This window comes from Pseudomonas fluorescens (assembly GCF_902497785.1).
Lineage (GTDB): Bacteria > Pseudomonadota > Gammaproteobacteria > Pseudomonadales > Pseudomonadaceae > Aquipseudomonas > Aquipseudomonas fluorescens_BO.
In genome coordinates this window covers 339,106-353,485 of record NZ_CABVHK010000004.1, presented here as the reverse complement: position 1 = coordinate 353,485, position 14,380 = coordinate 339,106, and the positions used below count along the sequence as shown (strand labels likewise).

The 14,380-nt window shown below is 62.9% G+C and carries 12 protein-coding genes; 11 read left to right on the top strand and 1 reads right to left on the bottom strand.

The annotated features are described in order from the left end of the window. The first annotated feature begins 46 nt into the window (after window positions 1-46). Window positions 47-1,762 (top strand): FAD-binding protein, encoded by a 1,716-nt coding sequence (locus tag F8N62_RS08535; protein ID WP_150710529.1) that lies wholly within the window; start codon window positions 47-49, stop codon window positions 1,760-1,762. 8 nt (window positions 1,763-1,770) lie between these two features. Next, a complete protein-coding gene (locus F8N62_RS08530) occupies window positions 1,771-3,441 on the top strand; it encodes an FAD-binding protein (protein ID WP_150710528.1) in 1,671 nt (556 codons plus the stop codon). Here F8N62_RS08530 and F8N62_RS08525 read toward each other — a convergent pair whose 3' ends face one another. Continuing rightward, the gene (locus F8N62_RS08525) at window positions 3,442-4,227 is read right to left on the bottom strand and encodes an enoyl-CoA hydratase (protein WP_150710527.1); all 786 of its coding nucleotides are present in this window, start codon (window positions 4,225-4,227) and stop codon (window positions 3,442-3,444) included. Window positions 4,228-4,379: 152 nt separating this feature from the next. Between F8N62_RS08525 and F8N62_RS08520 the strand changes: the two genes are divergently transcribed. The 9 genes from F8N62_RS08520 to F8N62_RS08480 all read left to right on the top strand — a co-directional run bounded on the left by F8N62_RS08520 (window position 4,380) and on the right by F8N62_RS08480 (window position 14,336). Continuing rightward, window positions 4,380-5,165 carry an SDR family oxidoreductase gene (locus F8N62_RS08520; RefSeq protein WP_150710526.1) on the top strand — a complete coding sequence of 262 codons (786 nt, stop codon included), beginning with the start codon at window positions 4,380-4,382 and terminating at the stop codon, window positions 5,163-5,165. A gap of 56 nt (window positions 5,166-5,221) precedes the next feature. Next, window positions 5,222-6,190 (top strand): bifunctional MaoC family dehydratase N-terminal/OB-fold nucleic acid binding domain-containing protein, encoded by a 969-nt coding sequence (locus F8N62_RS08515; protein ID WP_150710525.1) that lies wholly within the window; start codon window positions 5,222-5,224, stop codon window positions 6,188-6,190. 8 nt (window positions 6,191-6,198) lie between these two features. After that, window positions 6,199-7,332 carry an acyl-CoA dehydrogenase family protein gene (locus tag F8N62_RS08510; RefSeq protein WP_150710524.1) on the top strand — a complete coding sequence of 378 codons (1,134 nt, stop codon included), beginning with the start codon at window positions 6,199-6,201 and terminating at the stop codon, window positions 7,330-7,332. Further along, window positions 7,304-7,723, top strand: a complete 420-nt coding sequence (locus tag F8N62_RS08505) for a MaoC family dehydratase (RefSeq protein WP_150710523.1) — start codon at window positions 7,304-7,306, stop codon at window positions 7,721-7,723. Before F8N62_RS08510 ends, F8N62_RS08505 begins: the two co-directional genes overlap by 29 nt. Before the next feature lie 17 nt (window positions 7,724-7,740). Further along, entirely contained in the window at window positions 7,741-8,919 is a 1,179-nt protein-coding gene (locus F8N62_RS08500) for a lipid-transfer protein (protein WP_150710522.1), read from the top strand. A gap of 10 nt (window positions 8,920-8,929) precedes the next feature. After that, the gene (locus F8N62_RS08495) at window positions 8,930-10,099 is read left to right on the top strand and encodes an acyl-CoA dehydrogenase family protein (RefSeq protein ID WP_150710521.1); all 1,170 of its coding nucleotides are present in this window, start codon (window positions 8,930-8,932) and stop codon (window positions 10,097-10,099) included. Window positions 10,100-10,163: 64 nt separating this feature from the next. Continuing rightward, a complete protein-coding gene (locus F8N62_RS08490) occupies window positions 10,164-11,369 on the top strand; it encodes an acyl-CoA dehydrogenase family protein (protein ID WP_150710520.1) in 1,206 nt (401 codons plus the stop codon). Further along, on the top strand, window positions 11,366-12,508 hold the full coding sequence (locus F8N62_RS08485) for an acyl-CoA dehydrogenase family protein (protein WP_150710519.1): 1,143 nt from the start codon (window positions 11,366-11,368) through the stop codon (window positions 12,506-12,508). The genes F8N62_RS08490 and F8N62_RS08485 overlap by 4 nt, the downstream gene beginning before the upstream one ends. Window positions 12,509-12,653: 145 nt before the next feature. Continuing rightward, window positions 12,654-14,336 (top strand): class I adenylate-forming enzyme family protein, encoded by a 1,683-nt coding sequence (locus tag F8N62_RS08480; protein ID WP_150710518.1) that lies wholly within the window; start codon window positions 12,654-12,656, stop codon window positions 14,334-14,336. Window positions 14,337-14,380 lie beyond the last annotated feature (44 nt).

Below are 14,380 nucleotides of genomic sequence, written 5' to 3'. Positions count from 1 at the left end.
CGTCGACAGCGGTTTTTTTCTGACCTCAGCTAATGGCATAACAACAATGACGGCTCAAGTTCAGTCTCAGACCCACTACGACGTAATCGTCGTCGGTTCGGGCGCAGGTGCGATGACTTCGGCGGTGTTCCTCGCCGACCAGGGTTTAAGCGTGCTGGTGGTGGAAAAAAGCAATCAGTACGGGGGCACCTCGGCGATCTCCGGGGGCGGCATCTGGATTCCCAACAATCACTATTTTTCCCGCATCAGCGGCAACGACAGCTATGCCTCGGCGCTGACCTACCTGAAAGCGGCGGCCGGCGAGCATGTGGACGAAGTGCGCCTGCGTGCCTACCTGGACAATGCGCCGAAGATGATCGAAGCGCTCACCCGCATCAGCCGCGTGCGTTATGCGGTTGCAGCCAAATATCCGGATTATTATCCCCACCTGTCGGGCTCGCTTGCCGGCGGGCGTACGCTGGACCCGGAGCTGTTCGACACCAGCCTGTTGGGCGACGAACTAGCGAATTTGCGCAAACCGTCGCCTTCCACCCTGTTGATGGGATGCATTGCCTGGACTGCGCGAGACGCGCACAAGGTCATGGCACGCAGTTTCGGCTGGCGTCTGCTGATCATGAAACTGATGCTGCGCTACAAGCTGGACTTCAGTTGGCGGCGCAAGAGCAAGAGCAAAATCGATCGTCGCGCCTCCCTGGGCAGTTCGCTGGTGGCTTCGTTGCGCCGCTCGCTGATGGACCGCAACGTACCGCTGTGGCTCAACACCGATTTTTCCGCGCTGATCACCGACAACGGGCGGGTGACCGGCATCACCGTGCAGCGTGACGGCAGTGAACGGCAATTGCATGCGCGCCACGGCGTGATTCTCGCCTCCGGTGGTTTTGAACAAAACCAGGACCTGCGCGACCAGTATCTGCCCAAGCCCAGCCGCAAGGCCTGGAGCGCGACGCCGCCGGGCAACAACACCGGCGCGGCGCTCATCGCCGGCATGCAGCAAGGGGCAGCTACCGCGCTGCTGGAGTGGGCCTGGTGGGCGCCGACCATTGCCGTACCCGGGGAAGAAAAACCCCGGGGGATCTTTGCCGAGCGCGCATTCCCCGGCGCGATCGTGGTGAACGGTCTCGGTCAACGCTTTGTCAACGAAGCGGCTCCGTACCTTGAATTCGTCGATGCCATGCATAAGGACAACGCGGTGACCGGCGGAAGATCGGTGCCGGCCTGGGTGATCTTCGATGGCCATTTCCGGTTTAACTATGCCATGGGCCCGTTGATGCCCGGCCAGATCGTTCCCGACAGCCGCCTGCGCAAGGAGTGGCTGAACAACCTGTACTGGAAGGCCGACACCCTGGCGGGCCTGGCCCGCCAGATTGGCGTTGACAGTGCGGGTCTGGAAGCCACCGTGAACAAGGTCAACGGCTATGCGGATTCAGGCGTGGACCTCGACTTCGCGAGGGGCGGCAACGTCTTCGACCGCTACTACGGCGACAGCAACATCAAACCCAATCCATGCCTGGCGCCGCTGCGTAAGGGGCCGTATTACGCCATGCGCCTGGACGCCGGAGACATCGGCACCAAGGGCGGTTTGCTGACCAATGAGCATGCTCAGGTGGTCCGCGATGACGGCACGGCCATCGCCGGGTTGTACGCCATCGGCAACTGTTCGGCGTCGGTGATGGGCACCAGCTACCCGGGCGCCGGCGGCACGCTGGGCCCGGCGATGACCTTCGCTTATGTCGCTGCCAACCACTTAGCCCGCAAGTCCTAGGAGTGCCAATGTCCATGTTCGATAACCTCCCCAGCACCGATGTGCTGCCGCCCTTGCAAGTGGCCGACGGCGAAAGCGTGCACTGGGACGATCGCTGCGATGTGCTGGTCGTTGGCTGGGGCGCGGCCGGTGCCTGCGCTGCGCTGGAAGCTCGTGCCCAGGGCGCCGATGTGCTGATTGCCGACCGTTTCACCGGTGGTGGCGCCAGCGTCAAGAGCGGCGGGGTCGTGTACGCCGGTGGCGGCACCCGTCATCAGCAGGCGGCTGGCTTCAACGACAGCCCTGAAGCGATGTTTGATTACCTCAGGCACGAAACGCAAAACGTAATCAGCGACGATACCCTGCGACGGTTCTGCACCGATAGCGTCAGCAACCTTGAATGGCTGGAAAGCCACGGCGCCCCCTACGCCCACCAGATGCCGCCGGGAGGCAAGACGTCATACCCGCAAGACGGCTATTTCCTGTACTACTCAGGCAATGAGTTGGTGCCCGCTCATGGCGGTCCTTCGCCTCCCGCACCACGCGGTCATCGCACCGTCGGCAAAGGCCAGGGCGGAGCAGTGCTGTATTCCCATCTCAAGGTCGCGTGCCTGAAAGCCGGGGCGCGTCCTCTCCTGCAGGCGGCGGCGCGACGCCTGGTGACCGGCGCGCAGGGACGTGTGCTCGGAGTCGAGTTCTGGTGTCTGCCCGAAGGCAGCAAAGAAGCGCAGCTGCATGCACGACTGGCGGCCCGGGCCGAACGATTGCAGAACTTCGCGCCAGGCTATTGCAACAAACTGCGGGTAAAGGTCTGCCAGCTCGAACGCGATTTTGCCCGTCCACGGCGGGTGCAGGCGCGCAACGCAGTGATCCTGAGCACCGGCGGCTTTATCTTCAATCGCCAGCTGCTTGAGCAGCATGCGCCGAAGTTTCGGCGCAACTTCAAGGTCGGCGCCACCGGCTGCGATGGCAGCGGTTTGCGCCTGGGTACCAGCGTCGGCGGGCAAGGGCACGGGCTGGAGCGGGTATCGGCATGGCGCTTCCTCAACCCGCCCTACAGTTGGCAAAAAGGTATTGTGGTCAACCGCGAAGGTCGGCGCTTCTGCAATGAGGAAGTCTATGGCGCCACGTTGGGTCAGCCGTTGATGGAAGAGCAGGGCGGCAAAGCCTGGCTGGTGTTGGATGCGCCGCTGCGCAAGAAAGCCATCCGAGAGGCGCTGTTCGGTGGCTATTGGTGGTTCCAGAGTTTTCCAGCCTTGGCGCTGATGCTGTTCAAAGTGCGCAAGGGCAAGAGCCTGAGCGAGTTGGCCAGCGCCACTTCAATGGATGCGGCGGTGCTGCGTGAGTCGGTGCTGGCGGCCAACGCCGCCGCCCGTGGCGAGGCGCCGGAGCCGTTTGGAAAATCTGAAGGCGGGCGCCAGGTGCTCAATCAGGGGCCCTTTTATGCCTGCGATATTTCGGTGACCAACCCGGTGTTTCCGCTGGGCGCGTTGACTCTCGGCGGTCTGCGTGTGGATGAGCGCAGCGGCGCCGTACTGGATGAGCAAGGCCAGGCCATCGCTGGTTTATACGCGGCCGGACGCGCTGCACTGGGGATTCCTTCGCACTTGTACATCAGCGGCCTGTCCCTGGCTGACTGCGTGTTTTCCGGCCGGCGCGCCGGTCGAGCCAGCGCACTCCGACAGTCTGGTGACGACTAATCAATGCCCTTCGAATTGTGCCGGGCGTTTGTCGATAAACGCCTGCATCCCTTCTTTCTGATCCCGCGAGGCGAACAATAGCGCATTGGCCTTGCGTTCCAGCGCCAGGCCAGCTTCGAGCGGCGCATCCATCCCGGCCAGAATCACTTCCTTGATCTGCTCTGCAGCCAGCGCCGGCATTGCGGCGATGACCCGCGCCAGTTCCAGCGCATGGGCCTGCACCTGGTCATCGTCCACCAGATCACTGACCAACCCCGCCACCCAGGCTTCCTCGGCACTGATGGGCTGTCCGGTCAGCGCCATGCGCATGGCCTTGACCTTACCCACCGCGCGTACCAGCCGTTGGGTCCCGCCGATGCCGGGCATGATGCCGATGCGGATTTCCGGCTGGCAGAAGCGCGCACTGCGCCCGGCGACGATTAGGTCGGCGTGCATGGCCAATTCGCATCCGCCACCGTAGGCGTACCCGCAGACTGCCGCGATCAGCGGTTTCGGACAGTGCTGGATCGGCCCCCAGACACGTTCGGTGTGTCGCTTGTATATATCGATGGCGCCGACCCCGGCCATGCTGTTGATGTCGCCACCGGCAGCGAACACCTTGTCGCCACCGGTCAGCACGATGCAACGCACCTCGGGATCAATCGCCAGTTCACTGAAATAACGCGACAGCAGCGCCTGCAACTCCAGGCTCAAGGCGTTGGTCGCCTGCGGGCGATTGAGTCGCAGCAGCGCCACCCCAGGCAGTGGACGTTCGAGCAGAACCGGTGCAGCGGATGAGTCGGACATGGGCATCCTCGAAGACACGACAAGGTGGGCTCCTACAAAAGAACAACGGCAGTGTCCTGCTCACGAGGATGAATTTTCATCGTCCGTTCAGACGTAGTTTGGCCCGCAGTTCGTCCCTAGAGTGATCCTTGTCAGTAGAAAAGGAGCACATGATGGAGCTGCATTCGGGTCTTGATTACAGCGGCAAGGTGGTGCTGATCACCGGTGGCACCAAAGGCATCGGCGCGGGTATTGCACTGGGGTTCCTGGCGGCGAATGCGCGGGTGATTGTCTGCGCCCGGCGCGAACCGGAACAGGTGCCGACACTCGGTGGCAAGCGCGCAACCTTCATCCCTGCCGATGTGCGTGACCATGATTCCCTGCAACGCCTGTTCGCCGCCATCGAGCGCGACTTCGGCCGCCTCGACGTGGTGATCAACAACGCCGGCGGCAGCCCTGCCGCCGACGCGGCCACGGCCTCGCCACGGTTCCATGAAAGCATCATCGGCCTGAACCTGATCGCGCCGCTCAACGTCGCCCAGCACGCCAACCGGCTGATGCAGGCCCAGGGGCAGGGCGGCTGCATCGTCTTTATCGGCAGCATCAGTGCGCTACGTTCGTCGCCAGGCACCGCCGCGTATGGCGCGGCCAAGGCCGGGGTGCTGGCATTGGTGCAATCGCTGGCTGTGGAGTGGGGCCCGAAGGTGCGGGTGGTCACGGTCAGCCCGGGATTGGTGCTGACCGAGCAGGCACATCTGCACTACGGCTCCGAGGCCGGGATAGCTGCCGTCGCGGCCGGTATTCCGGCGGCGCGCATGGCAGTGGCCGAGGACATCGCCAACGCCTGCCTGTACATCGCATCACCGCTGGCCAGTTACGCCAGTGGTTGCAACCTGCTGTTGCATGGCGGTGGTGAACGCCCGGCATTTCTCGGTGCCGCGCAAGTTTTGCCCACCTGATCGACCTATTGCGGCGACCGGGTTCGGTGGCCGCCTTCAATGTGAAGGAGACGACTTTGGCTGATCCACAAATGCTTTCCGATGCGCGCGCCCTGGTGGGGCGCCAATACGGCCGCGTGTACGCCTGGGACGAGGTCAACGCGCCGATGATTCGCCAATGGTGCGAAGTCATGGGCGTGGACAACCCGGTCTACACCGATCGCGATTTTGCTCTGGGCACCGCGCATGAAGGGCTGATCGCCCCGCCGGCAATGCTGCAGGTATGGACCATGGAGGGATTGCACGCCAATAACTATCCGCCTGGTTCCACTGACGAAAACCCCTATGAAGTACTCAAAATCATGGAGGCGCACGGATACCTGTCCACGGTGGCCGTCAACTCCGAGCTGACGTTCACCCGGCCGCTGCGCGTAGGGGAAAAGCTTTACTACACGACGCGTCTGGATGCGGTCAGCGATGAGAAAACCACCGCTCTTGGCACCGGTTTCTTCGTCACGCTGGTAATGAGCCATTTCGTCGAAAAAGCCACTGGCGACGAACCCGTGGGCGAGTTGCTGTTTCGGGTGTTCAAGTTCCGTGCGGCCAATGCCCAGGCGCCCGCCAAGGTGGAAACCGCAGCGGTCAAAGCCAAGCGTCCGCTGCCGGGTATCAGTGATGACACGCGGTTCTTCTGGGAGGGCTGCGCCAAGGGGCAATTGCTGATCCAGCGCTGCACCGCCTGCCAGACCTTGCGGCATCCACCGGCGCCGGTGTGCATCGACTGCCACAGCTTCGATTGGGACACCGTGCAGGCCAGCGGTCGCGCCTCGTTGTATTCGTTCGTGGTGATGCATTACCCCGAAGTGCCGCCTTTCGATTACCCGAACCCCATCGGTCTGATCGAGTTGGCTGAGGGCGTGCGCCTGATCGCCGGCCTGGTGGATATCGAGCCTGCCCGGATCGAGATCGGCCAGGCATTACAAGTCGAGTTCCAGACCTTCGATGATCAGTTGACCTTGCCGATGTTCCGGCCGGTAGAGGCATAGGAGCCACTATGGATTTCGAATTCAGCGAAGACCAGCGCGCCATTGCGCAAATGGCCGACGGACTGTTTGTCGACCATTGCCATGACGACTACATGCGCCAGTGGGACACCAGCGGCGAACCGATGATGGCGCCACTCTGGGCGCTATGCATCGAGACCGGGCTGCATGGCTTGGCCATCCCCGAAGAACACGGTGGCAGCGGACTCGGCATGACCGAACTGATGCTGGTGCTGCAGGCCCAAGGCAAAGCTTTGGCTCAAGTGCCGTTGTGGCGCCATCAACTGGCCGCTGCGACGCTGGCCCGCTTCGATGCCAGCGACAGTTCAGGTTGGGTCGGCAAAGCGGCCGCGGGCGAGGCGCTGCTCAGCCTGTCTCTTGATGGCTTGAACAGTGCCTTGGGCATTGAGTTGCTAGCGCACCCGAACGTCGAAGGCTGGACGATCAGCGGTCGGGTTGCGGCGTTGTCGTTGGGGGATCAGTCCCGGGCCGCACTGGTGCTGGTGCAGGCCGAGGACGTACCGCGTCTGTTGCTGCTGGACCTGTCGGCGCCTGCGGTGAAACGGATATCGGCGGTGCTGACCCACGGCGAAGCAGTCACCGATCTGCACATCGACGGCTTGACCGTGGACGCTGCGGCACTGTTGCCGACTGAGGCGGTTGCCTGGCTGGAGCTGCGCAGTGTGGCGGCACTCGCCGCCCTGCAATTGGGGGTCAGCGAAGAGCAGATCCGCCGCACGGTGCTCTATGTCAGCGAGCGCCAGCAGTTCGAGCGCAGCATCGGCAGTTTTCAGGCTGTGCAGATGAGCATGGCCGACAACCATATCGCCGTTGAAGCCTTGCGCACGGCGCTGTGGCAACTGGTCTACCGCATCGATGCCGGTTTGCTCGCGCCTTGCGAAGCCTTAGCCACGGCCTGGCTGGCCTGTGAAGCAGGGCACCGCATCGGCCACGTCGCGCAACACGTGCATGGCGGCATCGGCGTCGACCTGACGTACCCGATCCACCGTTTTCTCTACTGGAGCCGTGGCCTTGGCCTGGCCCTGGGTGGTGCGGCGGCAAACCTCGAACGGCTGGGCGACTGGCTCAACGATAACGACAAGCTGGGATGGAAATATGACCTCGAAGAACACCAAGCGCTTTGACGACGTGCGCCCCGGCGAAGCGCTGCCGGAGCTGGCGGTGCCGATCACGGTGACCCTGATCAACGGTGGCGCGATTGCCACCCGTGATTACTTTCCCGGGCACCACGACGCCGAGGCTGCACGTGCCCTGGGCTCGCCCCATGTGTTCATGAACATCCTCACCACCAACGGGCTGGTGCAGCGCTTCATCGAGCAATGGGCCGGACCGCTGGCGCAGTTCACCGCGCTGAAAATCAAGCTCGGTGCGCCGAATTATCCCGGCGATTGCATGACCTTCAATGGCAGCGTCACCGGTGTTGATGCGGACACCCGCTCGGTGGAAATCACCTTGAGCGGTAAAAATTCCATGGGCAACCACGTGACCGGTACGGTCGCGCTGGTCCTGCCCTGACAGCCGGAGAGACACAGATGACTGATTCATCGATTTCCGGGCGTGCCGCGATCGTTGGTCTGGGCGCGACCGAATTTTCCAAAAACTCCGGACGCACCGAATTGCGCCTGGCCCTGGAGGCCACCCTGAGCGCGCTCAAGGATGCCGGCATCGATCCGAGTGAGGTCGAGGGTTTCAGTTCCTACTCGGTGGACAAGGTGCCGGAATACGAAATTGCCCGCCTGCTCGGTTGCAAGGACGTGAAGTTTTTCTCGCAAGTGCCCCATGGCGGTGGCGCTGCATGCGGGCCGGTGATGCACGCGGCCATGGCAGTGGCGACCGGCGTGGCGAAGGTGGTCGTGGTCTATCGCGCGATGAACGAGCGCTCGTGGTATCGCTTCGGCACCGGAGCCTATGGCTTCGCCTCGACGCCGACCTTCGATAACGTCAACTACGGCTGGTACATGCCCCACGGTTTTCATACGCCGGCCGCCTGGGTCGGGATGTTCGCCCAGCGCTACATGCACACCTATGGCGCGACCAGTGAAGACTTCGGCCGGATTGCCGTGGCCGCGCGGGATTTTGCCGCGACCAACCCCCAGGCGTTTTTCCACGGCAAGCCCATTACCCTTGAAGAGCACCAGGCCTCGCGCTGGATCTGCGAGCCGTTGCACCTGCTCGATTGCTGCCAGGAGTCCGATGGCGCTGTGGCGCTGGTCATCACCTCGGCCGAGCGTGCGCGTGACTTGCGGCAAAAACCGGTGACCATCAAGGCGGGCTCCCAGGGCATCAGTCATGGCCAGCAAAGCATGACTTCGTTTTACCGCGAGGACATCACCGGGCTACCGGAAATGGGCGTGGTTGCTCGCGAGCTCTATCGTCAGTCCGGACTCGGCCCCGAGTCCTTCCAGACCGCTGTGATCTATGACCACTTCACTCCGTTTGTGCTGCCGCAGCTGGAAGAATTCGGCTTCGTCAAACGCGGCGAAGCCAAGGAATTCATCCGCGCCGGCCACCACGCCCGCGGCGGCAAACTGCCGATCAACACCCATGGCGGGCAACTGGGCGAAGCCTATATCCACGGCATGAACGGCATCGCCGAAGCGGTGCGCCAGGTGCGCGGTACCGCGGTCAACCAGGTGGCGGATGTAGAGAATGTACTGGTTACCGCCGGTACCGGCGTACCCACCAGCGGCCTGATACTCGGCGCAGCCTAAGGAGCAGACCATGTTCGTTGACCTCACTCCCGAACAACATGCCTTGCGCCTCAAGGTGCGGGATTACTTCCAGGCTTTGATGACCCCGGACAAGCGCGACGAGTTGCGCGGCAAGGAGGGCGGCGAGCTGTTTCGCCAGACCATCCGCCAGATGGGTCGTGATGGCTGGCTCGCGGTCGGCTGGCCCAAGGCCCATGGCGGTCAGGGTTATGCCGCTACCGAACAGTTGATCTTCTTTGAAGAGGCCAACATTGCCGGGGCGCCGCTGCCGTTTGTGACCATCAGCACCGTCGGCCCGGCCTTGATGACGCACGGCAGCGAGTTCCAGAAGGAACGCTTCCTGCCGGGCATCGCCGCGGGCGAGATCATGTTTGCCATCGGCTACTCCGAACCGGGGGCGGGCAGCGATCTGGCGGTGTTGAAAACCAGCGCTCGCCAGGACGCCGATGGCTTTTTGGTCAACGGCAACAAGCTGTGGACCTCGGGTGCCGAATCTGCTGACTTCATCTGGCTGGCCGCCCGTACCGACCCGAGCCAGGCGCGGCACAAGGGCATTTCAGTGATGATCGTCGACACCACGACGCCTGGCTTCTCCCACACGCTGATTCGTACTGTCGGCACTCCGACTGCGGCGACTTACTACGACAACGTGCGCGTGCCCAATAAAATGCTGGTGGGTGAGTTGCACGGTGGCTGGAAGCTGATCACCTCGCAATTGAACCACGAGCGCCTCGGCCTGGGCACCTGGTCGGACAAGGTCGTAGCGCTGTTTCGCCGAGTCTACCTGTGGGCGCGGGCCAGGGATGAACAGGGCCGTCGAGCGATGGACAAGGCCTGGGTGCGCAGCGCTCTGGCCGAGTGTTATGCACGCCTGGAAACAATGCGCCTGATCAACATGCGCATCGCCGCCGACCTCGAGCTCGACCGCATGAGTGTCGCGCTGAGCTCGACCACCAAGGTCTATGGCTCCGAGTCGGCTATCGAGATCCTGCGCAAGCTGTCGGCGATCGTCGGTGCCAATGGCGCGATGCGCAGTGGTTCGGCGGCGACGCTGTTGCAGGGTGACCTGGAGTACGAAACGCGCTCGGCCACGACCCTGACCTTTGGAGGCGGCACCAATGAAATCCAGCGCGAGCTGATCGCCCAGTTCGGCCTTGGCATGCCGCGCACCCAGCGCTGAAGTTCGTCCATCAAAAACAACAACGCACTCGCCCCGGCTCCGGGGCGAGTCGAAGGGGACATTCATGAGCACTATCGAGCAATTCCGCCAGGACACCCGTGCCTGGCTGGAAGCTAATTGCCCGCCGTCGATGCGCACTGGCATGGCTGAAGGCGATGTGGTGTGGGGCAGCCAGAACCCGCAGTTTCCCTGTGAGGACGCACGCCTGTGGTTTGAACGCATGCGCGACAAGCGCTGGTTCTGCCCCGAGTGGCCCGAGGAGTACGGCGGCGCCGGACTGAATGAGCAACAGGTGGCCGTACTGGAAAGCGAAATGCGCCGCATCAAGTGCCGCCCGCCGCAGATCAGCCTCGGTGTCTGGATGCTCGGGCCGGTCTTGCTGGCCTACGGCAGCGAGCAGCAGAAACGTGATCTGCTGCCACCTATCGCACGCGGTGAAGTGCGCTGGTGCCAGGGGTTCTCCGAGCCAAACGCTGGCTCCGACCTGGCCAGCCTGAAAATGGCTGCCCGCGATGCCGGCGATCATTTCGTGGTGGACGGCAGCAAGATCTGGACCTCCTACGGCGACAAATCCGACTGGATGTATGCCTTGGTACGGACTGACTTCAGTGTGCCGAAACACGAAGGCATCAGTCTGATCGTGCTGGACATGCGCAGCCCTGGGGTAAAGCCGCAGCCGATCGATCTGATCAGCGGCAAATCGGCGTTCTGCCAGGTGTTCTTCGACGCCGTGAAAGTGCCCAAGAGCCAGTTGATCGGGCCGTTGAACGGTGGCTGGAACCTGGCCAAGTACCTGTTGCAGCACGAACGCAAGGCGATGTCGAAATTTGGCGAGTTCAGCCTGCCATCGCACGTCGATCTGCCAGGGCTGATGCGCGAGTACGTACCGGCGCCACAGAGCAGGAGCGAACACGCATTGCACGCGCGGGCCGCGACCTGCGCAATGAACGAGCATGCCTACAACCTGACCGTGCAGCGCATGGGAGAAGAGGCACGGGCCGGCGATGACATCAGTGGCCTGATGGCGATCATGAAGTATGTGCATACCGAACAGGAGCGCGACAAGTTCGAAGTGCTGATCGATGCCATGGCCGGGCATGCTCTCGGCTGGGACAGCGAAGTATTCAGCGAACAGCAGATGACGGTGTCCCGTTCCTGGCTCAACAGCTATGCGCTGACCATTTCCGGAGGGTCCTCGGAAGTCCAGTTGAACGTCATTGCCAAGCGCGTGCTGGGCTTGTCCGACGCAAAAAAAGGAGTCAACCCATGAGTCTGCGGTATAGCGATGAACAGCGTTTGCTGGCCGACAGCGCTCGGGACTTCCTGGCTGCCCGCAGCCCGGTCAGCGCCCAGCGTCGCCTGCGTGATGAGCCTGCGGCCCCAGGCTTCGATCCACAAGTGTGGCGTGACGCCGTGGAGTTGGGTTGGAGCGCGATTCCTTTTCCCGAAGACTTCGGCGGCCTGGATTTCGGTTGCCAGGGCCTCGGTCCGATCTTCGAGTCCATGGGGCGTAATCTGTCGGCCACGCCGTTGTTGTCCAGCGTAGTGCTGGGCGGTTCGCTGGTGCACCTTTCGGGCAACCCGACGCAGCAGGCGCATTGGTTGCAAGCGATCATCACCGGCAAACGGCGCCTGGCCCTGGCAGTAGACGAGCGAGCCCGTCACGACCCGAGTCGGGTTGCGCTTGAGGCGGTGGTCAGCGGTGACGGTTATCGCCTGCAGGGTGACAAATTCTGGGTGGTCGATGGCCTCGGGGCCGATGCCTATGTGGTGGCCGCACGCACCCGCGGGCAAGCCGGTGACACGCAAGGTATCAGCCTGTTCCTGGTGCCGGCCAATGCGCCGGGTTTGACGGTCAGTGCCTTGCCGCTGATAGATTCGCGCAATTGCGCACGCCTGCAACTGGATCAGGTGCAATTGGGCGGCGAAGCCTTGCTCGGCACCTTGGGCAACGGCTGGGCTGCACTCGAAACCGCGCTGGATCGTGGCCGCACCTGCCTGGCAGCGGAACTGCTGGGGATGGCCGAGCAGCTGTTCGAGACCACGCTGGAGTACCTCAAGACCCGCGTGCAGTTCGACACGCAGATTGGCACCTTCCAGGCCCTGCAGCATCGAGCCGCAAAGCTTTACATCGACCTGGCACTGAGTCGCAGTGCGCTGATGGCTGCGCTGGCGACGCTCGATCAGGCTGAGCAGGATGCCAGCACCCGTGCCCGACTGGTCAGCCTGGCGAAATGGAAGGCCGGTGACACGGCCATCAAAGTGGCCAACGAGGCGGTGCAGATGCACGGCGGAATTGGGGTCACCGACGAACTGGATGTTGGCTTGTACCTCAAGCGGGTGCGCGTCGCACAAAGCTGCCTGGGTGACCGGGATTTCCACTGCGAACGCTATTCGGCCAACGCGTAAAAGCACTGCAGCGGTCCTGTGGGAGCGAGCCTGCTCGCGATGGCGGCGTGTCAGTCGACATCAATGTTGACTGACACGCCACCATCGCGAGCAGGCTCGCTCCTACAGAGAGGCCGCTACACCGGCTGTCCTGGAGAGAACAATAATGAGCATTGAACGCTGGCAAACCGCGTGGCGCGATTTGATCGCCCCCGGTGCGCCGTTTGAAATGGTGACGCCTGATGACGGCCAACCACGCTATTTTCGTCACGCTGCCCACGACCTGCTGCAGGTGCTGGACGCCGGGCGTGTCCATGGCGAGCGCGAATTTTTGGTCTGGCAAACGCAGCGCCTGACCTTCAACCAATACTACGAACAGGTTGATCGGCTCGCCGAGCAGATGGTCGTCCGTTTCGGCCTGAAACCCGGCGAGCGGGTGGCGATCGCCATGCGCAACCAGCCGGCGTGGCTGGTGGCCTTCGCGGCGATCCTGCGCTGCGGCGCGGTGTGTGTGCCGCTCAACAGCTGGGGGCTGCGCGACGAGTTGCAATACGCGCTGCAGGACAGTGGTGCGTGCCTGCTGCTGTGTGACGAAGCGCGTCTCGACTCCCTACGCGAAGACCTGGCCCGTGAGCAGCAGGCGACGATTGTCGTCGGCAGCCAGCACGCATCGTTGCCTGAGTATTGCCTGCGTTACGAAGACTTGATCAGCGCCCTGGCAAGTCCGTTTCCTGCTTTGGACATCGACCCGAACGGACCAGCAATGATCCTTTACACCTCGGGCACCACCCATCGCGCCAAAGGTGCAGTATCGTCGCACCGGGCCATCTGCCAGGCGCTGTTTGCCCTGGAATTCCAGAGCGCGTTTTGCGCCATGAGTTCACCCGAACGCATTGCTGTGGTGATCAACAGCGGCTTTGCGCCAACCACCCTCGCGGCTGTTCCGCTGTTCCATGTCAGCGGCCTGCATGCGCAGTTTCTGTCGGCGTTGCGCGGGGGGCGGCGTTTAATGTTGATGTACAAGTGGGATGTCGAACAGGCGATCGATCTGATTCGCGACGAGCGCTGTACCCAGTTCAACGGCGCACCGGTAATGATGCAGCAATTGCTCGCCTCGCCGCGATTTGCCACTGAGCAGACCGCCAGCCTGTCCGGCTTGGGGTTGGGCGGCGGAGCGTCGTCCGCCGGGGTGCTCGACACCATGCTTCGGCTGAAACCCGAGGCCATTGGCGGCGTCGGCTACGGCTTGACTGAATCCAACGGCATCGGTGCGGCGCAGGGTGGCGATCAGTTTGCCTACAAGCCCGCGACCTGCGGATGGGCGTTGCCAATCGTCGATATCTGCATCGGCGACAGCCCCGACCAGCCACAGCCGGCGGGCACTCGCGGGTTGATCTGGCTGCGCTCGCCGACCTTGATGAGCGCTTATTGGAACCTGCCCGATGCCACCGCGCAAAGCCTGCGCGACGGCTGGCTCGACACCGGCGATATCGGTTACCTGGACGACGAAGGGTTCCTCAGCATCACCGGCCGGATCAAAGAGCTGATCAACCGCGGTGGCGAGAAGATTTCCGCCGCTGAAATCGAAACCTGCGTCCTTGATATGCCCGGCGTCCTTGAGGCGGCCGTGTTCGCCATTGCCGACCCGCTGCTGGGTGAGGTAGTGGGGCTGGCCGTGCATGGCCAGGCTTCGTCGCTGCCCCAGGAGGCGCAAGTCTGCGCGTTCATCGCCGAGCGCCTCGCGGGCTACAAAGTGCCTGCGCGGGTTTATCGCTCACTCGAACCCCTGCCACGCAATGCCACCGGCAAAGTGCTCAAGGCACAGCTGCAGGAAAAGTTGGGGGCATAAACTCTGGGTAGTCTCTCCGGACGATGTCGGGGCCGGCAGAACAC

What these genes read in the sequence shown, in the direction of transcription:
- F8N62_RS08535 (WP_150710529.1), top strand. Translation starts at nt 47, where the DNA reads ATGACGGCTCAAGTTCAGTCTCAGACCCACTACGACGTAATCGTCGTC.
- F8N62_RS08530 (WP_150710528.1), top strand. Translation starts at nt 1,771, where the DNA reads ATGTCCATGTTCGATAACCTCCCCAGCACCGATGTGCTGCCGCCCTTG.
- F8N62_RS08525 (WP_150710527.1), bottom strand. Translation starts at nt 4,227, where the DNA reads ATGTCCGACTCATCCGCTGCACCGGTTCTGCTCGAACGTCCACTGCCT.
- F8N62_RS08520 (WP_150710526.1), top strand. Translation starts at nt 4,380, where the DNA reads ATGGAGCTGCATTCGGGTCTTGATTACAGCGGCAAGGTGGTGCTGATC.
- F8N62_RS08510 (WP_150710524.1), top strand. Translation starts at nt 6,199, where the DNA reads ATGGATTTCGAATTCAGCGAAGACCAGCGCGCCATTGCGCAAATGGCC.
- F8N62_RS08505 (WP_150710523.1), top strand. Translation starts at nt 7,304, where the DNA reads ATGACCTCGAAGAACACCAAGCGCTTTGACGACGTGCGCCCCGGCGAA.
- F8N62_RS08500 (WP_150710522.1), top strand. Translation starts at nt 7,741, where the DNA reads ATGACTGATTCATCGATTTCCGGGCGTGCCGCGATCGTTGGTCTGGGC.
- F8N62_RS08495 (WP_150710521.1), top strand. Translation starts at nt 8,930, where the DNA reads ATGTTCGTTGACCTCACTCCCGAACAACATGCCTTGCGCCTCAAGGTG.
- F8N62_RS08490 (WP_150710520.1), top strand. Translation starts at nt 10,164, where the DNA reads ATGAGCACTATCGAGCAATTCCGCCAGGACACCCGTGCCTGGCTGGAA.
- F8N62_RS08485 (WP_150710519.1), top strand. Translation starts at nt 11,366, where the DNA reads ATGAGTCTGCGGTATAGCGATGAACAGCGTTTGCTGGCCGACAGCGCT.
- F8N62_RS08480 (WP_150710518.1), top strand. Translation starts at nt 12,654, where the DNA reads ATGAGCATTGAACGCTGGCAAACCGCGTGGCGCGATTTGATCGCCCCC.